Genomic DNA, 23,491 nt, shown 5'->3' with positions numbered 1-23,491 from the left:
CGAGCTGGAATACCGCCAGGCGGTCGGGGACCTCGCCCTGGACGACCTCACGGCCGAGGAGCTGGTGGGCGAGACGCTGGCCCGCGCCTGGCGCGACCGGCACCGGCGCCCGCCGCTGCTCGGCCTCCGCCCCTGGCTGCTCGGGCTGCTGTTCCGCCTGGCGGACAGCCTGGCCCGGCAGGAGGCGCGGCGGCGCGAGGCGGCGGCGGTGTCCCTCGAGGCCCCGGTGCCGCCGGAGCCCCGCTACGACGACGACGAGTCCTTCTGGGAATGGTACCAGCCGGACGAGAGCACGCGCTGGGAGGACGTGATCCCGGCCGCCGCGGCCACGCCCGAGCAGATCGCCGCCGCGCTCGAGCGCAAGGAGGGACGGGCGCTGCCGCGCACCGTGCGGCGCCTTCTGCTGCTCACCGGCGTGCATCGGCTGTCGGTCGCGGAAGCCGCCAGCGCGCTGCACATCGAGGCGGCCGAGGCGGCGCGGCTGCTGGCGGAGGCGCACCGCGCGCTCGGCAGCCGGAAGAAGCGGGCCTGACGGGCCAGCGGGCGGGCCGGCCCGGCCTTCCCTCCCGCGCGGCGACGGCTTCGCGCCCGCCGCCGCGGCCCGCCCGGGCTGCGTGAGCGGCGGTGCCCACCCGGAACGGACCTGCTGGACAGGGCGGGCGGAAGCGGATCATTCCGGCACCATGCGCGTTCTTCTCCCGCTTGCCGCTCTCCTGCCGCTGTGCGCCCCGCCGGTCCTCGCGCAGACGGGCCCCGACCCGCTCCGCTGGCGCACGCCGGACGCGACCGGCGAAGCCGCCTGGCGGGCGCTGCAGGCGGAGAATCCGGACCTCGCCGCCGATGCCCGGGCGGCGCGCTTCCGCCCCGCGCGCGGCCTGCGCCAGATCGCTGTCGACCTCGACGGGGACGGCCGGGCCGAGGTGCTGCTCCGTCTCGACCTCCCCGGCTGGTGCGGCACCGCGGGATGCGCGGTCTTCGTGCTGACCCGCGGCGCGGACGGGGCTTGGCGCGAAGTGTGCATGACCAACGCCTACGCCGAGGACGGCATCCGCCTGCACCCGCGCGACGCCTCGGGCTGGCGCGGCTTCGATGCGACGGCGCGCGTCACCTTCGAACGCGCACCCGACGGCGGCGTGACCTGCAAGGAGGACCCGCTGCCCCGCCGGCGCTGAGCCTCCCGCCGCCGCGGCCGGGGCGCGCGCGGCGACGGCTCCGCGGTTGCGGCAGCGCCGCGCAGGAGCGGTCCCCCGGTCGCGGCGGAGATGCGCCGGATCCCGCTCGCCTCGGCGCCGGGTCTCGCGGCCAGCCGGCTTGTGTGCGAGCCTCGTCCCCAACCATGCGCGACGATTCCCGATTCCTGCTCCGTCTGCTCGCGGTCACCGCGGCGGGTCTGTTCCTCGTCCTTGCCTGGCAGACCTGGCCGCTGATCCAGGCGGAGCTGCTCGCCTCGCGCGCCGAGCCGCGCACCGTGACGCCGCGCGGCGACCTCGCCGAGGACGAGCGCAGCACGATCGCCCTGTTCGAGGCCGCGCGCGGATCGGTGGTCTACATCGCCACGGTGACACGGGTGATGGATCCCTGGACGCGCAACCCGCTCCAGGTGCCGCGCGGCACCGGCTCGGGCTTCGTCTGGGACCGGCTCGGCCACGTGGTGACCAATCATCATGTCGTCGCCGGCGCCTCGGGGGCGTTGGTGCGGCTCGCCGACGGGCGCGCCTTCAACGCCGCGCTCGTCGGGGTGAGCCCCGAGTACGACCTCGCGGTGCTGCGCATCGGCGTTGGCACGGGCCGGCCCGAGCCGCTGCCCATCGGCACCAGCCACGACCTGCGCGTCGGCCAGAAGGTGTTCGCCATCGGCAACCCCTTCGGCCTCGACTGGACGCTGACCACCGGCATCGTCTCGGCGCTGAACCGGGAGCTGCCCTCGGAGGTGGGGACGGTGATCGAGGGGCTGATCCAGACCGACGCCGCGATCAACCCCGGCAATTCGGGCGGCCCCCTGCTCGATTCCGCTGGCCGTCTGATCGGGGTGAACACCGCGATCTACAGCCCCTCCGGCGCCAACGCCGGCATCGGGTTCGCAGTGCCGGTGGACACGGTGAACCGCGTGGTGCCGCGCCTGATCGCAGCGGGTCGCTACCTCCGCCCCGCCCTCGGCGTGCGCGTGGAGCAGCAGATCAACGATGCCCTCTCGGCCCGCCTCGGGATCGAGGGGGTGTTCGTGCTCGACGTCGAGCCGGGCTCGGCCGCGGAGCGGGCGGGCATCCGTCCGGCGCGGATCGGCCGCGACGGGAGCTTCCTGCCCGGCGACGTGATCGTCGCGCTCGGTGAGCGGCCGGTGCGGCGCGTCGCGGACCTCCTCGCCGCCCTCGACCGCCACGAGCCGGGACAGGAAGTGACGGTGGCGGTGCTGCGGGACGGACGGCGCGTGGAGTTGCCGGCCATTCTCGACGCGGGACGCTGAGGCGGCGCGGAGGACCCCCGCTGGCGCGCAATCCCGCGCCCTTCGGCGCCAGCTCCGGTCGCGGCCCCGCCCGTGCTGCGACGCCTGCGTAGCGCCGGCGCGGCTGCGGCGCGCGGTACCGGCCGACCGCGTCGAACCCCGCGGTTTGCGGAGCGGCCGCCCTATTCGGGTCCCTGGTCCAGGCCCGCCCGCAGCTCGCGGCCCTCCGGCGACTCCGGATCGATCAGCCCCTCGCGCAGGAACAGGTCGATCAGCACCAGGTTGACGTTGAACTTCACCGTGCCGTCGGTGTCGCGCACCAGCTCCAGCACGCGCCGGGCGGGCCAGAGCTCGAAGCGCTCCACCTCGTCGTCGTTCGGCCGGGGCTCGAAGCCCTCGGGCAGGTCGAGGTCGTAGCAGTGCAGCGCGTCGCGCCGGAGCCCGCCCTCCGCCTGCGCCATGACGTAGGAGACGCGGCCCGCGCGCCGCGCCGTCACGGCGAGGTCGGCCGGCACGCTCGCCTCCTCCTCGGCCTCCTTGACCAGCGTCTCCTCGACCGAGAGGCCGGCCGGGACGCCGCCGGCGACCAGGTTGTCGAGCTGGCCCGGCGCGACGCTCTTCGCGCGCGAGCGCCAGCCGACCCAGAGGTGGAGCCCGTCGGCGCGCCGCACCAGGCCGTTCACGTGCACGCCCTGGGAGATCGCGCCGAAGGCCGGCAGCGCGCCGCGGTCCAGCGTGGCGAGCGCGGGGCCGTCGGTCCGGGCGCGCAGGTCGAAGGCCTCGCCGCGCAGGCGGAAGAAGCCGCGCCCGGCGAGGCTCCGGCACACCTCCGCCAGCGCGTCCGAGCGCGCCCCGGCGCTGCGCAGCCGGGCGGCGAGGGAGACGCCCTGCGCGTCGAAGTGGAACTCCCGCGGCCAGAAGGCGAGCGCCCGGGCAAGGTCCTGCGACAGCCAGCCGACCTGCTGCCCGGCGATGCGGAAGGGCACGAGATGGGCCGGCGAGGCGAGGTTGTTGCAGGCCTCGATGTGGCGCGCGAAGGGCGAGGGCATGCCCCCCCTGTAGCGCGCGGCCGGGCCGGGGGCGAGGTCCGGCGCGCCCCGCCGCCCTCAGGCGAAGCGCGCGAAGGAGAGGAAGCGGTGCGCGTGGGCCGGGTAGCGCGCGGCGAGGGCGGAGACGGGCTCCGTGTGGTCCGTCTCCCAGGTGTCGGCGACCACCGCGCTCGGCTGCCAGCGGGCGATCTCGGGCTCGCACGGGTTGGGGAAGCCGTCCTGGATGCCGATGACGCAGACGGCGTGCCGCGGCGTGCCGTTGCGGGTGAAGATGTAGATCACGTCCACCGGCCGCACCCCGGCGGCCTTCAGCACCAGGAAGGTGGCGGCGGCCTGGTACTGGCAGTTGCCGCCGCCCTGGGTGAGGGCGAGGTAGCCGGTGTTCTCCGCCACCAGGATGCGCTTCGGGTCGGTGGGGCGGGTGGTGTCGTTGAGGTCTATGTTCCAGCTGTCGAGCAGGGCGTCGATCTCGCGGTTCGCCAGTTCCGACCGCACGACGCGCCGCAGCTCGCTCGCGAAGGTGACGAGGCCGAGCGGGTCGAAGCCGCCGCGGAAGGCGCCGGGGTCGGACATGAAGCGGTTGCCGGCGCCGAGCGGCATGCGCTTGCGCACGGCGGCCATGGCGGCCGAGCCGGCGATCGCCCAGTTGCGCGCCAGCGGCTGCACGCCGCGCGCGAGTTCGGCCACGAGCGCCCGCTTGGCGCCCTCGTCCACTCCGGGGAGTGCCATGGGAGGGTCCTCGATCGCCTGCGCAACAAGTATGCCCCGGCCGCGCGGGTTCGGGAAGTCTCCCCGCCATGCGGTCCGGCTTGCCGAAGGGCGGCGGCGTGCCAAGCTCTGGCCGGCAACCGCGCCTCTCCCCCTCGCCAGCCGGCCACTCCGCGCGGACCGGAGATCTTCGTGCCCCCTGCTGCCCCGACCGAATCCCGTGGCCACCTGCGGACCCTGCTCGCCCTCCTGCCCTGGCTCTGGCCGCGGCAGGAGGCGGGGCTGCGGCTGCGCGTCGTCCTTTCCCTGCTCTGCCTGGTGCTGGCCAAGGCGGCGAACGTGCTGGTGCCGATCGTCTATGCCCGGGCGGTGGACGCGCTGGCGCCGCAGGCGGGGGCGGGGCAGGTGCTGGCCATCCCGCTCGCGCTCATCCTCGGCTACGGGCTGCTGCGGGTGGCGAGCAGCGGTCTCGGGGAGCTGCGCAGCGCGCTCTTCGCCGGGGTGCAGGCGCGGGCGGCGCGGCGCATCGCGCTCGCCGTGTTCCGCCACCTGCACGCCCTGTCGCTGCGCTACCACATGGACCGGCAGACGGGGGGGCTCTCGCGGGTGATCGAGCGCGGCACGCGCGGCATCACCTTCGTGCTGAACTTCCTGCTGTTCAACATCATCCCGACCATCCTCGAGATCCTGCTGGTGGCGGGCATCCTCTGGGCCATGTTCGACGTCTCCTTCGCCGCGGTGACGCTGGCGACGATCGCCGCCTATGTCGCCTTCACCCTGGCCTTCACCAATTGGCGCCTGCGCTTCCGGCGGGAGATGAACCAGACCGACCAGGACGCCAACACCAAGGCGATCGACAGCCTGCTCAACTACGAGACGGTGAAGTACTTCGGCAACGAGGAGCACGAGGCGCGTCGCTACGACGCGAGCCTCGCCCGCTACGAGCGGGCCTACGCGCGCTCCGAGGTCACGCTGAACATGCTGAACGCCGGGCAGGCGGCGATCATCGCCCTCGGCCTGACGCTGGTGATGCTGCTCGCCGCGCGCGGCATCGCCGGCGGCGCCATGACGGTCGGCGACTTCGTGCTGGTCAACACCTACCTGATCCAGCTCTACCTGCCGCTGAACGTGCTCGGCTTCGCCTACCGCGAGATCCGCCAGGGGTTGACCGACACGGAGGAGATGTTCGCCCTGCTCGACGAGCCGCAGGAGGTGGCGGACGCGCCCGGCGCGCCCGCCCTGCGGCCCGGGCCGGGCGAGGTGGCGTTCGAGGATGTCCGCTTCGGCTACCGCCCCGACCGGCCGATCCTCAAGGGCGTCTCCTTCCGCGTGCCGCCGGGGCGGATGCTGGCGATCGTCGGGCCGACCGGGGCGGGCAAGTCCACCATCTCGCGCCTGCTGTTCCGCTTCTACGACGTCACCGGCGGGCGCATCCTGGTGGACGGGCAGAACATCCGCGCAGTGCAGCAGCAGTCGCTGCGCGCCGCGATCGGCGTCGTGCCGCAGGACACGGTGCTGTTCAACGACACCATCCGCTACAACATCGCCTACGGCCGCCCCGGCGCCTCCGAGGAGGAGATCGTGCGCGCCGCGAAGCTCGCCCAGGTGCACGACTTCGTCATGCGCCTGCCCGAGGGCTACGACACCATGGTGGGCGAGCGCGGCCTCAAGCTCTCGGGCGGGGAGAAGCAGCGCGTCGCGATCGCGCGCACCATCCTCAAGGACCCGCGCATCCTGATCCTCGACGAGGCGACGAGCGCCCTCGACACCCGCACCGAGCAGGAGATCCAGGCGGCGCTGCGCCAGGTCTCGCGCGACCGCACCACGCTGGTGATCGCGCACCGGCTCTCCACCGTGGTCGAGGCGGACGAGATCATCGTGCTGCAGGACGGGAAGGTGGTGGAGCGCGGCACCCACGCGGCGCTGCTCGCCGCCGGCGGCCTCTACGCCGAGATGTGGCGCCGCCAGGCGCAGGCGCTGGCGAAGGCGGAGGAGGCGGCGGGGCTCGACGACGCCCCCGCAGCGGAGGCGCGGGCGGAGGAGGAAGTGGCGAAATAGGGGCGCGCCGGCGGGGCGGGGGGGAGGACGCAGCCGCCGGCAAGCCGCGCCGGGCTTTGCGCCGGGCGCCCCGCACCCTATCTCCGCGCGAGGACAGGAGTGCGCCGCATGCAACTGGACCCCCAAGGCGTGGCACCGGAGGACCTCAGCCACGCCGGATCGGTCGTGGACAAGGCGATCGAGTACATGATGGAGCAGAAGATCGCGCCGATCTCGATCGCCTCGGCGCTGCTCGGCGGCACGCTGGGGCTGCTGGCGCGGACCATGGACGATCGCGCGATCGCCCAGGTGCTGCGGAGCGCCCTCGAGTCGGTCGAGAGCGGCGAGCTGCGCCGCGCCTACGACATCGCGCCGCCCTCGCCGAAGGGGGGGGGCGCGCTGTAGCGCCGCCGTCCCGGCCGGGCGGGCGCAGCCCGGCGCCTGCGGCCGGGCAGGCGTTCAGTTCAGCCGGTGGCGCAGCTCCTCGGCGACGGCGCGCATCCGCGCGGCCTGCTCGCCCTCGGGGCATAGCTCGAGGAAGCGGTCGAGGCAGGCCAGCGCCGCGCCGATCCGCTCCAGCCGCTGGTTCATCAGCGCCGCCTCGCGCCACAGCCCCGCGTGGTCGGGGGCGAGGCGCAGCATGTCCTCGGCGCAGGCGAGCGCGCCCTTGAGGTCGCCGCTGCGCAGCCGGCGCAGCTTGACGTTGTTCTGCAGCCGGAGCAGCACGTCGCGCCGCGCCATCGGCAGCAGCAGGCCCGGCCGCAGCTCCGCCCGCTCGCCGCCGACGCGCTTGAGCAGGGCGCGCAGCTCCGGCGCGGCGAGGGCGGCGCCGCCGGCGAACACGTCCACCACCGCCTGGCTCCGCCCGCCCTCGAGCGCGACCAGGAAGTGGCCGGGGAAGTCGATTCCGTGCGCGCCCCAGCCGGCGGCCTCGGCGGCGTGCAGCCAGAGGATGCCGAGCGCGACGGGCAGGCCGCGGCGGCGCTCGACCACCCGGATCAGGTTGGCGTTGACGAGATCGTCGTAGGTCTCGGTGTCGCCGGCGTAGCCGAAGCGGTCGTGGATCACCGCGGCGAGGACGGCGCGGCGGCGCTCGAGGTCGCCGGCATCCGCCTCCGGATCGGCGGCGGCGGCCTCCACCGCGGCGCGGGCGAGGTCGGACAAGTGCGCCGCCACGCCCCGCCAGTCGGCGGCGGGCGAGTCGATGCGGGCGAGCTGCAGCGCGACGCCGGCGATGTCGAGCTCGGCATCGGGCAGCCGGCCGGCGGCTTCGAGGGCGGCGCGGGCTTCGGCCTCGGGCGTCGTCGTGGACATGACGGGAGGGAGTGTCGTCGCGCCCCGCGCGCGGTTCAAGCGTCCGCTGGACGGTTCCGCGCGACGGGGCCCGCCCCCACGGAATTGGATCGGCCTCGGAATGTGATAGCCTGGAGCGGTCGCAACGGCTGTCGGCGCGGGGGCGCCGGCAGGGGGACCAGCGGGCATGACCGAGACCACCGACCCGGTGAAGGGGCTGGTGGCGGGCTACGGCGCCGCCTCGCCGGCCTGGAGCTGGAACGCGACCGTCGGCTACGGCCGGCCGAGCGTGGTGACCTTCGCCTTCGTCGCGGCGCCAGGCCCGGGGGAGTGGCAGCTCTCGCCGCTCGGCGCGCCGGCGCGCGCCGCGGTGCGCCTCGCCCTCGACGCCTGGGCCGCGGCCTGCGGCGTCTCCTTCCAGGAGGTGACCGACACCGGCAACGGCGGCGCGGCGATGCTGCGCTTCGCCCTCGACTCCAGCGTGCCGGCGGGCTTCGCCGCCTGGGCCAACCTGCCGACGGCCGGCACCGACAGCAGCGAGCTCGGCTTCAAGCCGGACTTCGACTGGAACGCCGCGGCGGCGGGGAACTGGCTGTTCGAGGTGATGCTGCACGAGATCGGCCACGCGCTCGGCCTCAAGCACCCCTTCGACACCGTCTGGGGCGGCAGCGGCTACACCCTCGTCCCCTGGCTCGACGACAACCAGAACACGGTGATGTCCTACAGCAACGCCACCGGCACCTACCGCGCCACGCCGGGGGCGTTCGACACCGCCGCGGCCGGGTATCTCTACGGCACCGACCTCGCCGAGCAGACCGACGGCATCACCTGGAGCTTCGACGCCGCCACCCAGACCCTGCGCTTCACCGGCAGCGCCGCGCGCGAGACCATCGCCGGCACCCACGCGCGCGACGTCATCGTCGGCGGCGGCGGCGACGACCTGCTCGACGGGCTGCTCGGCGACGACCGGCTGTACGGCGGCGCCGGGCGGGACACGCTGCGCGGCGCCAAGGGCAGCGACCTCCTGAACGGCGGCGGCGGCAACGATTCGCTGCTCGGCGGCGAGGGCCGCGACACGCTGGAGGGCGGAGCGGGGCACGACACGCTGTCCGGCCAGTGGGGCGACGACCTGGTCCTGGCGCGGGCCGATGGCGACCTGCTGCTGGCGGACTGGAACGGCAGCGACACCGCGGACTACCGCCGCGCTCCCGGCCCGATCCACGCCGTGGCGATGGGCGGCCCGGACTTCCTCGTCCTCGTCACCGGCGGCGGCGGCACGGACACCATCCAGGGCGGCTACGAGACCCTCGTCGGCAGCGGCTTCGGCGACCTGATCGAGCTCGGCGCCGGCAGCGCCGTGCAGGTGGTGCGGGGCGGCGGCGGCGACGACACCGTCGCCGGCGGTCCGTGGCGGGACGTCCTGGTCGGCGGCGCCGGGCGCGACGTGTTCCGCTGCGGAGCCTGGTGGGAGACCGGGAACACGCTGGCGACCGCCGACGTGATCAGGGACTTCTCGGTCTCGACCTCGACGCTGCCCGGCGCCTTCGTGGACCGCCTTGATCTCTCGGCCATTGACGCCATCCCGGCGACCCCCGGCGACGACGCCTTCGTCTTCCGCGGCACCGCCGGCTTCACCGGCGCGGGCCAGATCCGCGCCCAGGCGGTCGCCGCCGGCACGCTGCTCCGCCTCAACCTCGACGCCGACACGACGACGACGGAGGCGATGATCCTGCTCAAGGGCTTCGCCGATCCCGCCCTGCTGCAGGCGGCCGACTTCCTCCTCTGACCGCGCCGGCGCCCGCCCTCAGCCCTCCGGCGCCCGCGGCAGCATCCGCCCGAGCCGCCGCCCGCCGAACAGGTGCACGTGGAAATGCGGCACCTCCTGCCCGGCATTGGCGCCGACATTGCTGAGCATCCGATAGCCCGGCCCCTCGATGCCAAGCTCGCGCGCCACATGGCCGACCGCGCGCCAGAAGCCCGCGATCTCCCGCGCCGAGGCACCGGCCGAGAAGTCGGCGAGGCTGACCCAGCGCCCCTTCGGGATCACCAGAACATGCACCGGCGCCTGCGGGTTGATGTCGTGGAAGGCGAGCGCGAACTCGTCCTCGTAGACGCGCCGGCAAGGGATCTCGCCGCGCAGGATGCGGGCGAAGACGTTGTTGTCGTCGTAGGCGGGCGGGGTCGTCGTGGCGCTCATCCTCGCGTCTCCCTCCTTCACGGCAGCTTGGTCGTGCCCGCCGCCCCGAGGATGCCCTGCGGGCGCGCCGCCTTCTCGGCGATGCCGCTGATGCCCTGGCGGCGGGCGAGCTCGGCCCAGACCTCCTCGGGCCGGATGCCGGCGTTCACCCAGACGACGACGAGGTGGTAGAGGAGGTCGGCGCTTTCCATCACCGTCCCCTCGCGGTGGCCCTGCGTCGCCTCGATGACGCATTCCACCGCCTCCTCGCCGAGCTTCTGCGCCACCTTGGCGGTGCCGCGGGCGAGCAGCCGGGCGGAGTGGGAGCGGGCGACGTCGCCCTCGAGGCGCCGCGCCTCCACCGTCTGCCACAGCGAATCGAGGATCGCCGCGGTGGCGGCCGAGGGCGGCGCCTCGAACGGCGTCAGGTGGCGCGCCTCGGCCCGCAGCGTCCGCTCCGGCGGCGCCACCGGCAGCGCCGGCAGGCCGGGCGGCAGCGGCAGCGCCGCCTTCCGCTTGGACGTCTTCTTCGACGCGGCCCGCTTCTTGGTCGTGGCGGCCGCGGCGGCACCGGCGCCGTTGGCCCGCTTCTTGCGCCGCTTGGCGTCCTTTCCCATCCCCGTCCGTCCTCAGGCGGCCCGCGCCGCGCCGCGCGGGATCGGCCGCACCGGCAGGCCGGCGGCGGCGAGCGCCGCCTTGGCGTCCGCGATGCGCATCTCCCCGTAGTGGAACACGCTGGCGGCGAGCAGGCCGGTGGCGCCGGCCCGCGCGCCCTCGACGAAGTGCCCGGCGGTCCCGACCCCGCCCGAGGCGACGATCGGCACCCGCACCGCGGCGCGCACGGCGCGCAGCAGGTCGAGGTCGAAGCCGAGCTTGGTCCCGTCGCGGTCCATCGAGGTCACCAACAGCTCCCCCGCGCCCGCTTCGGCCATGCGCCGCGCCCAGGCGACGGCGTCGAGGCCGGTCGGGCGGCGCCCGCCATGGGTGAACACCTCCCACCGGCCCGGCGCGGCCTGGCGCGCGTCAATGGCGACGACGATGGCCTGGCTGCCGAACGCCTCGGCGGCGCGGCGGATCAGGTCCGGCTCGGCCACGGCGGCGGAGTTGATGCTCACCTTGTCGGCGCCGGCGAGCAGCAGGCGGCGCACGTCCTCGATCGAGCGCACCCCGCCGCCGACGGTGAGGGGGATGAACACCTCCGCCGCGGTGCGCGCGACCACGTCGAGCATGGTCTCGCGGTTCTCCGCGCTCGCCGCGATGTCGAGGAAGGTGATCTCGTCGGCGCCCTCGGCGTCGTAGGTGCGGGCCTGCTCGACCGGGTCGCCGGCGTCGCGCAGGGCGACGAAGTTCACGCCCTTGACCACCCGTCCGTCCTTGACGTCGAGGCAGGGGATGACGCGGAGGGCGAGCATGGCGGTGACTCCCCGGTTGTCCGGCCGGCCGCGCCAGCATCCGCGCGGGGGCGTGAGGGGTGGGCCGGAACGCCGACGCGGTCAAGGGCTGCGGCGACCGGGCCCGGCTCTCGCCGGGCGCTTCCCGAGGCCCTGATCCCGGTCAGGGCGGGAACGCCGCCGTTCCGTTGGCCTCGACGCGGCAGTCGCCAGGCGGCGCCGGCGGCTCGACCGCGGCGCGCCGGGGCATCGCCGCGACGAACCGCGCGCGCGGCCGGGCCCCGAAGGCGGGGCCGCGCATCCCGGCCTCGGCGCGGAAGCCGGCCTCCGCGCGACGAGCCCGGGCGGGCCGCACAGCCGCCGTCCGGAGGGGAGCGGGCGTCCCGCCGCCTCGCGCGGGGCGAGCATGACCGGCGGGCTTCGGCGCTGCCGGGCGGAAACCGCCATCGGGGACCGCGCGTCGGTGCTGGCGCCGGCTCCCCTGGCGGCGGTCTCGCGCGGCGGGCTAGCAGCCTGTCGCCCGCGGCCCCCAGTCGCGCCGCCACCGAGGGCCGCCGCGCCTCACGCGATCGCCGGACGCGGCAGGCGCCCGATGCCGCGCCGCGACACCAGGAAGCCGACGATCGCCAGGTTGAGGAGGTTCGAGGCGATCCCCGCGACGAAGGCGGGCGCATAGTAGCCGTAGCGGTCATGCAGCGCGCCGCCGAGCCAGGCGCCGAAGGCCATGCCGCCGAGGCCGAGGAAGAGCAGCACCGGGACGCGCCAGGGCGCCTCCGCCGCCGGGAACAGCTCGCGCACCGCGAGCACGTAGGACGGGATGATCCCCGCGAAGCCGAGCCCGTAGATCGCCGAGACCGCGAACAGCGTCGCCTCGTCCTCGGTCGAGAGGAACAGCCCCATCGCGACGACCTGGGCCGAGGAGCCGAGCAGGACGGTGGAGAGCCCGCCGATCCGGTCCGCCACCCAGCCCCAGAACTGCCGCGCGAGGAAGGCCGCGAGCAGCAGCAGGGAGAGCATCGCCGCCCCGCGCGCCGGGCTGATGCCGAGGTCGCTGCAGAAGGCGACGAGATGCGCCGCGGGCATCGCCATCGGCACGCAGCAGAGGAAGGCGGCGAGGGCCATCAGCGCGAGCGCCAGGTTCGGCGGCAGGCCGAGCACCTTCTCGCCGCGCCGCGGCTCGTTGGCGGCGCCGGGCGCGCCCGCGGCCGGCAGCGGCGGCGGCCGCAGCACGAGCGCGGCGAGCGGGGCGATCACCGCCGCGATGAGGAGGCCGAAGCCGAGCATGGTGCGCTGCCAGCCGAAGATCGCGACGGCGCGTTCGAGGATCGCCGGCCAGACCACGCCGGCGACGTACTGGCCCGAGGAGACGAGGGCGAGCGCCGTGCCGCGCCGCCGGTCGAACCAGTGCGTGACGTAGGTGAGCAGCGGCGCGAACAGGGCGCCGATGCCGAGCACGCCGGCGAGCAGGCCGTAGCCGAGCAGCAGCTGCCACGCCGCGCCGAGCGAGGCGAGGGCGAGGCCCGCCGCGATCATCGCCGCGCCGAACGGCGCCACGCGCCGCACGCCGATGCGCCCGGCGATCCAGCCCATCAGGATCCCGCCCGCACCGGCGCCGAGGAAGGTGGCGGAGCTGGCGAGCGAGGGCACCGCGCGCGCGTCGCCGAGATCGGCCGCGATCGGCTTCAGCGCCACGACGACGACGAGCGGTGCGCCATAGGCGGTGGCGAGGATGGCGAGGATGGTCCAGGCGACGAGCCAGGAGGCGCGGGTCTCGATGCTGCGGGGCGCGTCCTCGTCCGCGGCGCGCTGCGGCGGCATGCCTGCTCCTCTTGCCGGCGTTCCCTCCCGGCGGATTAAGGCACGGGCGGGCGGGGGCGGGATAGGGGGGCGCGGCCGCGCGCGCCGCACCGCGGACACGCGCCGCCCGCATGGGGGGTGCGCGGCAGCGCGCCCGGGATGCGTCGCGAGGCCGGCCGCCGCCCCGCCGGGCGCGGGATGCGGGCGGCGCCGCTCAGCGGCGCCCGGCGCGCCGTCCGGCGCCGGCCGAGAGGCTCTCCCGCGCCGCCGCCGCCAGCCGGTCCACGCGCTCGTTCATCGGATCGCCGGCGTGGCCGCGCACCCAGCGCCAGTCGATCTCGTGCGGCTCCGCCGCCGCGAGCAGCCGCTGCCACAGCTCCTGGTTCGCCACCGGCTGCCGCGCCGCGGTGCGCCAGCCCTTGCGGACCCAGTCCTTGATCCAGCGCGTGATGCCGTTGCGCAGGTATTCGCTGTCGGTGTGCAGCACGACGCGGCAGGGGCGCTTCAGCGCCTCCAGCGCCGCGATCGCCGCGGTCAGCTCCATGCGGTTGTTGGTGGAGTGCGGCTCGGCGCCCGACAGCTCCTTGTGGTGCGTGCCGTAGACGAGGATCGCCGCCCAGCCGCCCGGCCCGGGATTCGGGCTGCAGCCGCCGTCCGTCCACACCTCGACGACCCGCCCCGGCGCGGCCGAGAGCAGCCGCTCCGCCGGCGTCGCGGCCCCGCCGGCGCCGCCCGCCTCCGCCGGCGCGCCGTCAGAGGCCATAGGCCGAGGGCCCCCGCGCCTCGGCGTGGAAGCGCAGCCGGCGCAGGTACTCGAGCGGGTCCTTGCGCGTCACCAGCGCGCCCGGCGGCGTGTGCGTCCAGTCGTAGAGCCGCGTCAGCAGGAAGCGGATCGCCGCGCCGCGGCAGAGCACCGGCAGCGCCGCGCGCTCGGTTGCCGTCAGCGGCCGCGTCGCCTGGTAGGCGGAGAGCAGCGCCCGCGCCTTGGTCACGTTGAAGGAGAGGTCGGTCTCGAAGCACCAGGCGTTCAGGCAGACCGCGATGTCGTAGGCGAGGAGGTCGGTGCAGGCGAAGTAGAAGTCGATCAGCCCGGAGACGCGCGGCTTCCCGTCCGGCCCGTCGAGGAAGAAGACGTTGTCCGGGAACAGGTCGGCGTGGATGTGCCCCCTCGGCAGCGCGCCGGGCGCGGGCCAGTCGCGCAGGATGGCGGAGAGCGCGGCGTCCAGCTCGGCGACCAGCCCCTCGCGCACCTCGTCGCCGCGGGCGCGGCAGGCCTCGAGCAGCGGCGGCCAGCCCCGGGGCCCGAGCGCGTTCTCGCGCACCGGCTCGAACCCCTCGCCCGCCGCGTGCAGCGCGGCGAGGGCGGCGCCGAGCGGGGCGCAGTGCTCCGGCCGCACGCGCCGCGGCCAGACGCCGGGCAGGAAGGTGCAGATCGCCGCGGGGCGCCCAGCGAGCGCGCGCAGCGCGCGCCCGTCGCGGCCCTTGACCGGCGTCGGGCAGGGGATGCCGCGCGCCGCGAGGTGCTCCATCAGCCCGAGGAAATAGGGCAGCTCGCGCGGGTCCACCCGCCGCTCGTAGAGCGTCAGGATGAAGTCGCCCGCCGTGGTGCGCAGCGCGTAGTTGGAGTTCTCCACGCCCTCCGCGATCCCGCGGTAGGCCACCAGTTCGCCCAGCTCGTACTCCGCGAGGAAGGCGCGCAGCGCCTCGTCCGCGACCTCGGTGTAGACCGCCATCAGGGCGTCGTCGCGGCGGCGAGCGGCGGCGCGGCGGGGTCCGCCTCGGTCAGCGCCGCGGGCAGCTTGAAGGCGACGCGCTCCTCGCGCACCACCACCTCCTCGACGCAGAGGTCGAAGCGGGTGCGCAGCCGCGCCAGCACCTCCTCGACCAGCGCCTCCGGCGCGCTGGCGCCGGCGGTGACGCCCACCGTGGCGCAGCCCTCGGCCACCGCCGGGTCGAGCTCGGCGCCGCGCTGCACCAGGATCGCGCGCGGGCAGCCGGCGCGCTCCGCCACCTCGCGCAGCCGCAGGCTGTTGGAGGAGTTGGGCGCGCCCACCACGACCAGCAGGTCGCAGCGCGGCGCGATCGCCTTCACCGCGGCCTGGCGGTTGGTGGTGGCGTAGCAGATGTCCTCCTTCGCCGGGCCGGCGATCGAGGGGAAGCGCGTGCGCAGCGCGGCGACGATCTCCGCCGTGTCGTCCACGCTGAGCGTCGTCTGGGTGATGTAGGCGAGCGGCCGGCCCTCCGGCGCGCGCAGCCGGCGCGCCTGCGCGGCGTCCTCGACCAGCGTCACCGCGCCGGGCGGGAGCTGGCCCATGGTGCCGATCACCTCCGGGTGCCCCGCGTGGCCGATCAGCAGGATGTGCCGCCCGGCGGCGAAGTGCCGCTCCGCCTCGCGGTGCACCTTGCCCACCAGCGGGCAGGTGGCGTCGAGGTAGAAGAGCCGCCGCCGCGCCGCCTCGGCGGGGACGGACTTCGGCACGCCGTGCGCGCTGAAGACCACCGGGCGGCCGTCGTCCGGGATCTCGTCCAGCTCCTCGACGAAGACCGCGCCCTGGCGCTCGAGCGATTCGACGACGTAGCGGTTGTGCACGATCTCGTGGCGCACGTAGACCGGGGCCCCGTGCAGGCGCAGCGCCTCCTCGACGATCCGGATCGCGCGGTCCACCCCGGCGCAGAAGCCGCGCGGGCCGGCGAGCAGGACGGTGAGGGAGGGCTTCGCCTCGGAGGGATGGGTCGCTGGAGGGGGCATGCGTCTCGGGGGCGTTGTCCGGCGGCGGCGATCGTCTCGGGCGGGTTGCTGCCCCGGGGACCGGGCGGCACACTAGCCGTCGCCCGCGAGGGCTCAAGGGGGATAGATCGGGGATGCGCGGAAAGTTTCACCGGCGGCGTGCGGCGGCGCTCGTCCCCGCCCTCGTGGTGCTCGCCCTCGCGGCCGGCTGCGGCGGCGAGGGGTCCCGGCCGGTCCTGCCCGCCACCTGCCCGCGCATCGGCATCCTCGCCGAGGCGGCGGACCTGCTGCGCTTCCGCCCGGGCGCCGGGCAGGACCTCTCGGCGCTCGAGGTCGGGGCACGCGTCACCGGCTTCGATGCGCGCTGCGACTACGCCAACCGCGGCCGGGCGCTCGAGGTGCGGCTCACGGTCGACATGGAGGCCGAACGCGGCCCGGCCTCGCAGGCGCGCAGCGCGGAGCTGCCCTGGTTCGTCGCGGTCACCGACGCCGCGGGCGAGGCGATCCTCAACAAGCGCGAGTTCGCCACGCGGGTCGGCTTCCCGCCCAATGTCGGCCGCACCCGCGCGCGGTCCGAGGAGATCAGCATCATGTTGCCGCTGGGCGACGGCCGGCGCCTCGGCGACTACGCGCTGCTGATCGGCTTCCAGCTCACGCCGGAGGAGCTGGCGGCGAACCGGCGGCGCGGGCCGCTCTGAGCGGGGCGGCGGGACGCGCCGCCTCAGGCGCGGCCCGAGACGGGGATCGCCGCGCCGTGCACCGCCCGCGCCGCGTCGGTGCAGAGGAGGAGGATGACGTCGGCGACCGCCTCCGTCGTCACCCACTCGCGCGGGTCGGCCTCCGGCATGGCGGCGCGGTTCTGCGGCGTGTCCATCGTCGTCGGCATCACGCAGTTGACGTTGATCCCGGCGCCGCGGAGCTCGGCCGACATGCTCTCCGTCAGCCGCACCACCGCGGCCTTGGAGGCGCTGTAGGCGCCCATCCCCGCCGCGCCCCGCGCGGCCGCGGCGGCGGCGACGTTGACCACCTTGCCGCCGTTGCCCGCCGCCAGGATGCGCGGCACGAAGGCCCGGGCCGCGTTCAGCAGCGAGCCCGCGTTCAGGTCCAGCATCAGCCGCCAGGTCTCGGCCGGCGTCGCGTGCACCGGATCGCCCATGCGGAAGCCGCCGATCAGGTTGCACAGCACGTCCAGCCGGCCGAAGGCGCGCGCCACGCGTTCCGCCGCCGCCTCCATCGAGGCCGGGTCGAGGGCGTCCGCCGGCACGGCCAGCACCCGGGGCGCCGCCGCCGCGCCGCGCGCCGCCTCGGCGAGCCCGGCCTCGTCCCGGTCGAGCAGCGCGAGCGTGGCGCCCGCGCGCGCGAAGGCGGCGGCGACCGCCCGCCCGAGATTCCCCGCCGCGCCCGTGATCACGACCACGTTCCCGGCCAGATCCGTTGCCATCCTCGCTTCCTCCTGCCGCTGCCGCCGGCGCCCGGCCGGCCGTCCTGCCATCTTCCCGCCGGGCCGTCACCGTCCCCGGGGGAGCGGCCCGGCCCCGCGACGAGCGACGGCGCGCGACCCGCTCCCGGTCGGGACACGGTGGCGCGCGCGCCGTTGCGTCCGGGTCGGGCTTGGGCCATCCTGCACCCATCCCGCTGATCCCGCGCGGGAGAGAGCGGTCCGCCGGCGCCCCGGAGGGACCGCCGCCGAAGGCGCAACCGGCCCCCGGAAACGCTCAGGCAGAAGGGCCGCGCGGGGGAGGGGCCTCTGGAAAGCCCGGCTCCGCGCGGCGGCGCCGGCACCGACGGAGTAAGGCCGGGCCGAGGCGAATCGGCCGGCCGAATCTCTCAGGTCTTCGGACAGAGGGGGGCCACGGATCAACACCCCGCGCCGCCCACCGCGGCAGGAGGGCCCGTGGCCGAATTCACCGACGACACCCCGCTGCGCGAGACCCCGCTCGCCGCGCTGCACCGCGAGCTCGGCGCCCGCATGGTGCCCTTCGCCGGCTACGCCATGCCGGTGCAGTACCCGGCCGGCATCGTGGCCGAGCACCTGCACTGCCGCGCCGCCGCCGCCCTGTTCGACGTCTCCCACATGGGCCAGGCGGAGCTGATCGGCCAGGGCGCCGCCGCGGCGCTGGAGCGGCTGACCCCGGCCGACGTGCAGGGCCTGAAGCCCGGCCGGCAGCGTTACGGGCTGCTGACCAACGAGGCGGGCGGCATCGAGGACGACTTCATGGTCGCCAATCTCGGCGACCGGCTGTTCCTCGTCGTCAACGCCAGCCGCAAGCAGGACGATTTCGACCGCATCGCCGCCGCGCTGCCGCCCGGGCTGCGCCTGGCGCGGCGGGAGGACCGGGCGCTGCTCGCCCTGCAGGGACCGGGCGCGGCGGGCGCGCTCTCGTCCGTGGCACCCGAGGTGGCGGCGCTCCCCTTCATGGGGATCGCCGAGATGACGGTCGCCGGCGCGCCCGCGATCGTCAGCCGCTCCGGCTACACCGGCGAGGACGGGTTCGAGATCTCGGTCCCCGACGAGCGGGCGGAGGAGTTCGCACGCCTCCTGCTGCGCCTGCCCGGCGTGGCGCCGGCGGGGCTCGGCGCGCGCGATTCGCTGCGGCTGGAGGCGGGGCTCTGCCTCTACGGCAACGACATCGACGCGACCACGAGCCCGGTCGAGGCCGCGCTCACCTGGACCATCGGCAAGCGCCGCCGCATGGCCTGGGACTTCCCGGGCGCCGGGCGCGTGCGCCAGGAACTCGCCGACGGGCCGAGGCGCCTGCGCGTCGGCATCCGGCCGGAGGGGCGCCAGCCCGCGCGCGCCCGCACGCCGATCCATGCCCCGGACGGCGGCGCCGCGATCGGCGAGGTCACCTCCGGCGGCTTCGGCCCGACGCTGAACGGCCCGATGGCGATGGGCTACGTCGCGCGCGCCCACGCCGCGGACGGCACCGCGCTCGCGCTGATGGTGCGCGGCAAGGCCCTGCCCGCGCGCGTCGTCCCGCTGCCCTTCGTCCCCCACCGCTACGCCCGATGAGGACCGCCCCGATGTCCGAGCTGCGCTACACCAAGGACCACGAATGGCTGCGGATGGACGGCGACACCGCCACCGTCGGCATCTCCGACCACGCGCAGAACGCGCTGGGCGACGTGGTGTTCGTGGACCTGCCCGAGATCGGGCGCGAGGTCGCCGCCGGCGAGCCCGTGGCGGTGGTGGAGAGCGTGAAGGCCGCCTCCGACGTCTACGCCCCGATCGCCGGGCGGATCGTCGAGGTGAACAGCGCGCTCGCCGAGGATCCCGGCCTGGTCAACCGCGACCCCACGGGCGAGGGCTGGTTCTTCCGGATCGAGCCGCGCGACCCGGCGGAGATCGAGGCGCTGATGGACGAGGCCGCCTACGCCGCCTTCCTGGAGAGCCAGGCGTGAGCGCGGCGCTGGAGGAGCTCTCCGCGCTCGAGGACCGGGGCGGCTTCGCGCGCCGCCACATCGGCCCCTCGGAGGCCGAGATCGCGGAGATGCTCGCGGTGGTGGGCGCGGCGAGCCTCGACGACCTCGCCGCGCGCACCGTGCCGGCGGCGATCCGCGGCGCCGACCTCTCCGCCCTGCCGCCGCCGGCGACCGAGGCGGAGGTGATCGCCGAGCTGCGCGCGCTCTCCGAGAGGAACCGGCGGGTCAAGTCGCTGATCGGCCTCGGCTACCACGGCACCCACGTGCCGCCGGTGATCCTGCGCAACGTGCTGGAGAACCCCGGCTGGTACACCGCCTACACCCCCTACCAGGCGGAGATCGCGCAGGGGCGGCTCGAGGCGCTGGTGAACTTCCAGACCATGGTGGCCGACCTCACCGGCCTGCCGGTCGCCAACGCCTCGCTGCTCGACGAGGCGACCGCGGCGGCGGAGGCGATGCACCTCGCGCTCGGCGCCGCGCGCGGCAAGGGGCGCACGCTGGTCGCCGCCTCCGACCTGCATCCGCAGACGCTCGCGGTGGTGCGGGTGCGCGCGGAGCCGCTCGGCATCACGGTGCGGGTGGCGGCGCCGGCCGAGGTGGCGGCCGCCTGCGCGGCGGAGAAGCCCTTCGCCGTGCTGCTGCAGTACCCCGGCACCACCGGCGAGGTGCGCGACCTGCGCGCCGAGATCGCGGCGGCGCACGCGGCCGGGGGCCTCGCCATCGTCGCCGCCGATCCGCTCGCGCTCTGCCTGCTGACGCCGCCCGGGGAGATGGGCGCGGACGTGGTGGTGGGCTCGACCCAGCGCTTCGGCGTGCCGATGGGCTACGGCGGGCCGCACGCCGCCTACATGGCGGTGAAGGACGCCTACAAGCGGCTGATGCCGGGGCGCCTGGTCGGCGTCTCGGTGGACGCGGCCGGCGCGCCGGCGCTGCGCCTCGCGCTGCAGACGCGCGAGCAGCACATCCGGCGCGAGAAGGCGACCTCCAACATCTGCACGGCGCAGGTGCTGCTCGCGGTGATGGCGGGCATGTACGCGGTCTGGCACGGGCCGGAGGGGCTCAGGCGCATCGCCCGCCGCGTCAACCTCCAGGCGCGCCTGCTGGCCGACGCGGCGCGGCGCGCGGGCCTCGCGCCGCGCCACGACGCCTTCTTCGACACCCTCGCCCTCGAATGCGGCCCCGCCAGGGCGGAGGCGCTGATGGCGGCGGCGCTCGCGCGCGGATTCAACCTGCGGCGGGTGGATGCGGGCTGCGTCGGCATCGCCCTCGACGAGACCGTCACGCGCGAGGACCTCGCCGCGCTCTGCGCCGCGATCGCCGAGGCCGCCGGCGCGGCGCCGTCCGGCCTCGGCGAGCTCGTCCCGGCCGGCGGCATCCCGGAGGCGCTCGCCCGCAGCTCGCCCTTCCTCACCGCGGAGGTGTTCAACAGCCACCATGCGGAGCACGCCATGCTCCGCTACCTCAAGCGGCTGGAGGACAAGGACGTCGCGCTCAACCGCAGCATGATCCCGCTCGGGTCGTGCACGATGAAGCTGAACGCGACGGCGGAGATGATCCCGATCACCTTCCCGGGCTTCACCGACATCCATCCCTTCGCCCCGGCCGACCAGGCGGCGGGCTACGCCGAGCTGATCGGGCGGCTGGAGCGCTGGCTCTGCGCCATCACCGGCTTCGCCGCCGTGTCGCTGCAGCCCAACGCGGGCAGCCAGGGCGAGTACGCGGGCCTGCTCGCCATCCGCGCCTGGCACAAGGCGCGGGGCGAGGGGCACCGCGACGTCTGCCTCATCCCCTCCTCCGCGCACGGCACCAACCCGGCCTCGGCGGCGATGGCGGGGATGCGCGTCGTCGTCGTCGCCTGCGACCGCGACGGCAACGTGGACCTCGCCGACCTGCGCGCCAAGGCGGAGGAGCACGCGGGCAGGCTCGCCGCGCTGATGGTGACCTACCCCTCGACCCACGGCGTGTTCGAGGAGCGGATCCGCGAGATCTGCGACCTGGTGCACGCGCATGGCGGCCAGGTGTACATGGACGGCGCGAACATGAACGCGCAGGTCGGCCTGACCTCGCCGGCCGCGATCGGCGCCGATGTGTGCCACCTCAACCTGCACAAGACCTTCTGCATCCCGCATGGCGGCGGCGGGCCCGGCGTGGGGCCGATCGGCGTCGCCGCGCACCTCGCGCCGCACCTGCCGAACCATCCGCTGCGGCCGGGCGCCGGGCCGGAGACCGGCTACGGCCCGGTCAGCGCGGCGCCCTACGGCAGCGCCGCCATCCTGCCGATCAGCTACGCCTACATCCGGCTGATGGGCGCGGAGGGGCTCAAGCGCGCGACGCAGGTCGCGATCCTCAGCGCCAACTACGTCGCCAAGCGGCTCGCGGGCCACTACCCCGTGCTCTACAAGGGCGCGCGCGGCATGGTGGCGCACGAGTGCATCCTCGACTGCCGCGGCTTCCAGCAGGGCGGCGGCGTGCTGGTCGAGGACATCGCCAAGCGCCTGCAGGACTACGGCTTCCACGCCCCCACCATGTCCTGGCCCGTCGCCGGCACGCTGATGGTGGAGCCGACCGAGAGCGAGCCGAAGGCCGAGCTCGACCGCTTCATCGAGGCGATGATCGCGATCCGCGCCGAGATCCGCGCGATCGAGCAGGGCCGCATGGACAAGGCCGACAACCCGCTGAAGAACGCGCCCCACACGGCGGAGGAGATCGCCACCGCCGAGTGGACCCACCCCTACACGCGCGAGCAGGCCGCCTTCCCGCTGCCCTTCGTGCGCGGCCACAAGTACTGGCCGCCGGTCAAGCGCGTGGACAACGCCTACGGCGACCGCCACCTGGTCTGCACCTGCGCGCCGCTCGAGGAATACGCGCACCGGCTGCAGCTCGCGGCGGCGGAGTGAGCGACGGCGGCCCGGCGGCGCGGCCCTGGCGCGTCGCCGCCAGCCACGTCGCCCTCCGCGACCGTCGGATCGCGCCGTCACCCGCGTCACCCCATCCGGCGTGGTGCTCGATCCGTACTAGGTGCTGGCGGGGCCCGATTGGGTCCCTGTCGTCGCGGTCACGCCCGACGGCCATGTCGTGACGGTCCGCCAGTACCGCCCCGCCGCGCGGGAGGCGCATCTCGAGCTCCCCGGCGGCCTGGTGGACGCCGCGGACGCCTCTCCCTGGACGCCGCGCGGCACGAGCTGCGGGAGGAGACCGGCTACGGCGCGGCCGAGTTCCGCCCGGAGGTCGCGCTGCGACCGAACCCCGCGCGGCACGAGAACCGCGTGCCCACCGTCCTCGCCCTCGGCGCCCGGCCGGAAGGGCCGCAGTCGCCCGAGCCCGACGAGGAGATCGGCGTGGCGCTGCTGCCGATCCCGTCGCTGCTCCGCGGGCTGCGCGAGGGCGCGGTGCAGCCTTCGACGCGTGTCGCCTCGATCCTGCTCGCGCTGGCCGCCGCGGGGCGGGTGTCGTTCTAGGCGCAGCGGCGGAGGCGCCGGGATCGGTCGGCATGGCCTGCCGCCTTCCCGCGACGCGGCGTCGCGCCTGCGGCCTGCCGGCCCGCCATTGCCGGGGCGCCGGCCGGCCGCATAGCCTGCCGGGCGTTTCGCGCAGCAGGACGCCGTGCCCGAGGCCGCCGCCGATCCCCGCTTCGCCTTCGCCGCCGCCGCGCTCGCGCCGCCGGGGCCGGGCCGGTGCGGCGCGCGCCTCCTCGGCCGCGGCGCGCTCGAGGCGCGCCGGTACGCCCCGCGCGGCCGCCACCCGCAGGGGCCGCACGGCCGCGACGCGGTCCCTGTCGGCGTCTCCGGCCCCGGCGACCTGCTCTTCGCCCCCGCCGGCGCGGGGCACCGCTTCGGGGACTTTCCCGACCTCGCCGCCCGGGTGATCCTCCGCGGCCCCGAAGGCGGCGAGGCGCCGCGCTGAACGGAAGGACCGCGCCCATGCCCGAAGGCATCGCCATCCGCCCCCTCGAGCACCGCCACCGCGCCGACTGGGAGCGGCTCTACGCGGGCTACGCCGGCTTCTACAAGGTGACGCAGACGCCGGAGATGCGCGCGCGCGTCTGGTCCTGGATCCACGACCCGGCGCACGAGGTGGAGGCGCTGGTCGCCGAGACGGCGGAGGGCCGCGCCGTCGGCCTCGCGCACTACCGCCCCTTCGCCCGTCCGCTCAGCGCCACCACCGGCGGCTTCCTCGACGACCTCTTCGTGGACCCGGAATACCGCGGCCGGCGCGTCGCCGACGCGCTGATCGGGGCCGTGGCGGAGATCGGCCGCCAGCGCGGCTGGTCCGTGATCCGCTGGATCACCGCGGACGACAACTACCGCGGCCGGGGCGTCTACGACCGGCTCGCCACCCGCACGATGTGGATCACCTACGACCTCAGACTGCCGGGTTGAGCCGGGCGGGGGCTACCGGCCGGCGCGCCGCGGTGCCAAACAGGGACCGGACGACGGACGACCGGAG

Annotated in this window: 24 protein-coding genes and 2 riboswitches; of the genes, 13 read left to right on the top strand and 11 right to left on the bottom strand. The window is 75.6% G+C overall.

What is annotated here, in order from left to right; all coding sequences use genetic code 11:
* Positions 1 to 64 precede the first annotated feature (64 nt).
* The 3 genes from IEX99_RS11085 to IEX99_RS11075 all read left to right on the top strand — a co-directional run bounded on the left by IEX99_RS11085 (position 65) and on the right by IEX99_RS11075 (position 2,464).
* Positions 65 to 532 (top strand): RNA polymerase sigma factor, encoded by a 468-nt coding sequence (locus tag IEX99_RS11085; protein WP_188900119.1) that lies wholly within the window; start codon positions 65 to 67, stop codon positions 530 to 532.
* Between the two features lie 151 nt (positions 533 to 683).
* Positions 684 to 1,172: a hypothetical protein gene (locus IEX99_RS11080; RefSeq protein ID WP_188900117.1), complete on the top strand. Its 489-nt coding sequence runs from the start codon at positions 684 to 686 to the stop codon at positions 1,170 to 1,172.
* Between the two features lie 164 nt (positions 1,173 to 1,336).
* Positions 1,337 to 2,464 (top strand): S1C family serine protease, encoded by a 1,128-nt coding sequence (locus IEX99_RS11075; RefSeq protein WP_188900115.1) that lies wholly within the window; start codon positions 1,337 to 1,339, stop codon positions 2,462 to 2,464.
* Positions 2,465 to 2,625: 161 nt separating this feature from the next.
* Here the strand turns inward: IEX99_RS11075 and IEX99_RS11070 are convergent, their stop codons facing one another.
* Positions 2,626 to 3,492: an NUDIX hydrolase gene (locus IEX99_RS11070; RefSeq protein WP_188900113.1), complete on the bottom strand. Its 867-nt coding sequence runs from the start codon at positions 3,490 to 3,492 to the stop codon at positions 2,626 to 2,628.
* A gap of 57 nt (positions 3,493 to 3,549) precedes the next feature.
* Positions 3,550 to 4,221, bottom strand: coding sequence for a hypothetical protein (locus IEX99_RS22495; protein WP_229677947.1), 672 nt, complete (start codon positions 4,219 to 4,221; stop codon positions 3,550 to 3,552).
* Positions 4,222 to 4,392: 171 nt separating this feature from the next.
* On the opposite strand from IEX99_RS22495, the gene IEX99_RS11065 reads away from it, so the two are divergent.
* Together IEX99_RS11065 and IEX99_RS11060 are read left to right on the top strand one after the other, a co-directional pair.
* Positions 4,393 to 6,258, top strand: coding sequence for an ABCB family ABC transporter ATP-binding protein/permease (locus IEX99_RS11065; RefSeq protein WP_229677946.1), 1,866 nt, complete (start codon positions 4,393 to 4,395; stop codon positions 6,256 to 6,258).
* A 108-nt stretch (positions 6,259 to 6,366) separates the two neighbouring features.
* Positions 6,367 to 6,642, top strand: coding sequence for a hypothetical protein (locus tag IEX99_RS11060; RefSeq protein WP_188900109.1), 276 nt, complete (start codon positions 6,367 to 6,369; stop codon positions 6,640 to 6,642).
* A 54-nt stretch (positions 6,643 to 6,696) separates the two neighbouring features.
* On the opposite strand, the gene IEX99_RS11055 is transcribed toward IEX99_RS11060, so the two are convergent.
* Positions 6,697 to 7,551: a SirB1 family protein gene (locus IEX99_RS11055; protein WP_188900107.1), complete on the bottom strand. Its 855-nt coding sequence runs from the start codon at positions 7,549 to 7,551 to the stop codon at positions 6,697 to 6,699.
* 166 nt (positions 7,552 to 7,717) lie between these two features.
* On the opposite strand from IEX99_RS11055, the gene IEX99_RS11050 reads away from it, so the two are divergent.
* Complete coding sequence (locus tag IEX99_RS11050; protein ID WP_188900105.1) at positions 7,718 to 9,316, top strand: matrixin family metalloprotease; 1,599 nt, start codon at positions 7,718 to 7,720, stop codon at positions 9,314 to 9,316.
* A gap of 18 nt (positions 9,317 to 9,334) precedes the next feature.
* On the opposite strand, the gene IEX99_RS11045 is transcribed toward IEX99_RS11050, so the two are convergent.
* From IEX99_RS11045 to ispH, 7 genes are all read right to left on the bottom strand, one after another.
* Entirely contained in the window at positions 9,335 to 9,727 is a 393-nt protein-coding gene (locus tag IEX99_RS11045; RefSeq protein ID WP_188900103.1) for a histidine triad nucleotide-binding protein, read from the bottom strand.
* Positions 9,728 to 9,744: 17 nt separating this feature from the next.
* Complete coding sequence (locus tag IEX99_RS11040) at positions 9,745 to 10,323, bottom strand: phosphoribosyl-ATP diphosphatase (RefSeq protein WP_188900100.1); 579 nt, start codon at positions 10,321 to 10,323, stop codon at positions 9,745 to 9,747.
* 12 nt (positions 10,324 to 10,335) lie between these two features.
* Positions 10,336 to 11,118, bottom strand: coding sequence for an imidazole glycerol phosphate synthase subunit HisF (gene hisF, locus IEX99_RS11035; protein WP_188900099.1), 783 nt, complete (start codon positions 11,116 to 11,118; stop codon positions 10,336 to 10,338).
* A gap of 540 nt (positions 11,119 to 11,658) precedes the next feature.
* Complete coding sequence (locus IEX99_RS11030; protein WP_188900097.1) at positions 11,659 to 12,915, bottom strand: MFS transporter; 1,257 nt, start codon at positions 12,913 to 12,915, stop codon at positions 11,659 to 11,661.
* 193 nt (positions 12,916 to 13,108) lie between these two features.
* Positions 13,109 to 13,657, bottom strand: a complete 549-nt coding sequence (rnhA, locus tag IEX99_RS11025; RefSeq protein WP_188900095.1) for a ribonuclease HI — start codon at positions 13,655 to 13,657, stop codon at positions 13,109 to 13,111.
* Complete coding sequence (locus tag IEX99_RS11020) at positions 13,647 to 14,627, bottom strand: homoserine kinase (protein ID WP_188900093.1); 981 nt, start codon at positions 14,625 to 14,627, stop codon at positions 13,647 to 13,649. Before IEX99_RS11020 ends, rnhA begins: the two co-directional genes overlap by 11 nt.
* Positions 14,627 to 15,643 carry a 4-hydroxy-3-methylbut-2-enyl diphosphate reductase gene (gene ispH, locus IEX99_RS11015; RefSeq protein WP_188900091.1) on the bottom strand — a complete coding sequence of 339 codons (1,017 nt, stop codon included), beginning with the start codon at positions 15,641 to 15,643 and terminating at the stop codon, positions 14,627 to 14,629. The genes IEX99_RS11020 and ispH overlap by 1 nt, the downstream gene beginning before the upstream one ends.
* A 113-nt stretch (positions 15,644 to 15,756) precedes the next feature.
* On the opposite strand from ispH, the gene IEX99_RS11010 reads away from it, so the two are divergent.
* Complete coding sequence (locus tag IEX99_RS11010) at positions 15,757 to 16,320, top strand: hypothetical protein (protein ID WP_188900089.1); 564 nt, start codon at positions 15,757 to 15,759, stop codon at positions 16,318 to 16,320.
* 23 nt (positions 16,321 to 16,343) lie between these two features.
* Here IEX99_RS11010 and IEX99_RS11005 read toward each other — a convergent pair whose 3' ends face one another.
* Positions 16,344 to 17,063 carry an SDR family NAD(P)-dependent oxidoreductase gene (locus tag IEX99_RS11005; RefSeq protein WP_188900088.1) on the bottom strand — a complete coding sequence of 240 codons (720 nt, stop codon included), beginning with the start codon at positions 17,061 to 17,063 and terminating at the stop codon, positions 16,344 to 16,346.
* Positions 17,064 to 17,258: 195 nt separating this feature from the next.
* Positions 17,259 to 17,363, top strand: a riboswitch (glycine riboswitch).
* Positions 17,364 to 17,366: 3 nt separating this feature from the next.
* A riboswitch (glycine riboswitch) is annotated at positions 17,367 to 17,468 on the top strand.
* A 48-nt stretch (positions 17,469 to 17,516) separates the two neighbouring features.
* Between IEX99_RS11005 and gcvT the strand changes: the two genes are divergently transcribed.
* The 6 genes from gcvT to IEX99_RS10975 all read left to right on the top strand — a co-directional run bounded on the left by gcvT (position 17,517) and on the right by IEX99_RS10975 (position 23,424).
* On the top strand, positions 17,517 to 18,635 hold the full coding sequence (gcvT, locus tag IEX99_RS11000) for a glycine cleavage system aminomethyltransferase GcvT (protein WP_229677945.1): 1,119 nt from the start codon (positions 17,517 to 17,519) through the stop codon (positions 18,633 to 18,635).
* An 11-nt stretch (positions 18,636 to 18,646) separates the two neighbouring features.
* The gene (gcvH, locus tag IEX99_RS10995) at positions 18,647 to 19,024 is read left to right on the top strand and encodes a glycine cleavage system protein GcvH (RefSeq protein ID WP_188900087.1); all 378 of its coding nucleotides are present in this window, start codon (positions 18,647 to 18,649) and stop codon (positions 19,022 to 19,024) included.
* Complete coding sequence (gcvP, locus tag IEX99_RS10990) at positions 19,021 to 21,942, top strand: aminomethyl-transferring glycine dehydrogenase (RefSeq protein WP_188900086.1); 2,922 nt, start codon at positions 19,021 to 19,023, stop codon at positions 21,940 to 21,942. Before gcvH ends, gcvP begins: the two co-directional genes overlap by 4 nt.
* Positions 21,943 to 22,311: 369 nt before the next feature.
* Positions 22,312 to 22,503 carry an NUDIX hydrolase gene (locus tag IEX99_RS10985; protein ID WP_188900085.1) on the top strand — a complete coding sequence of 64 codons (192 nt, stop codon included), beginning with the start codon at positions 22,312 to 22,314 and terminating at the stop codon, positions 22,501 to 22,503.
* Positions 22,504 to 22,648: 145 nt separating this feature from the next.
* Positions 22,649 to 22,948: a cupin domain-containing protein gene (locus IEX99_RS10980; protein WP_188900084.1), complete on the top strand. Its 300-nt coding sequence runs from the start codon at positions 22,649 to 22,651 to the stop codon at positions 22,946 to 22,948.
* A 17-nt stretch (positions 22,949 to 22,965) separates the two neighbouring features.
* Entirely contained in the window at positions 22,966 to 23,424 is a 459-nt protein-coding gene (locus IEX99_RS10975) for a GNAT family N-acetyltransferase (protein WP_188900082.1), read from the top strand.
* Positions 23,425 to 23,491: the final 67 nt, after the last annotated feature.

Origin of the sequence: Caldovatus sediminis (assembly GCF_014644455.1) — a bacterium.
GTDB lineage: Bacteria > Pseudomonadota > Alphaproteobacteria > Acetobacterales > Acetobacteraceae > Caldovatus > Caldovatus sediminis.
The sequence above is the reverse complement of the archived record's forward strand: the minus strand, read 5'-3'. Positions and strand labels throughout refer to the sequence as shown.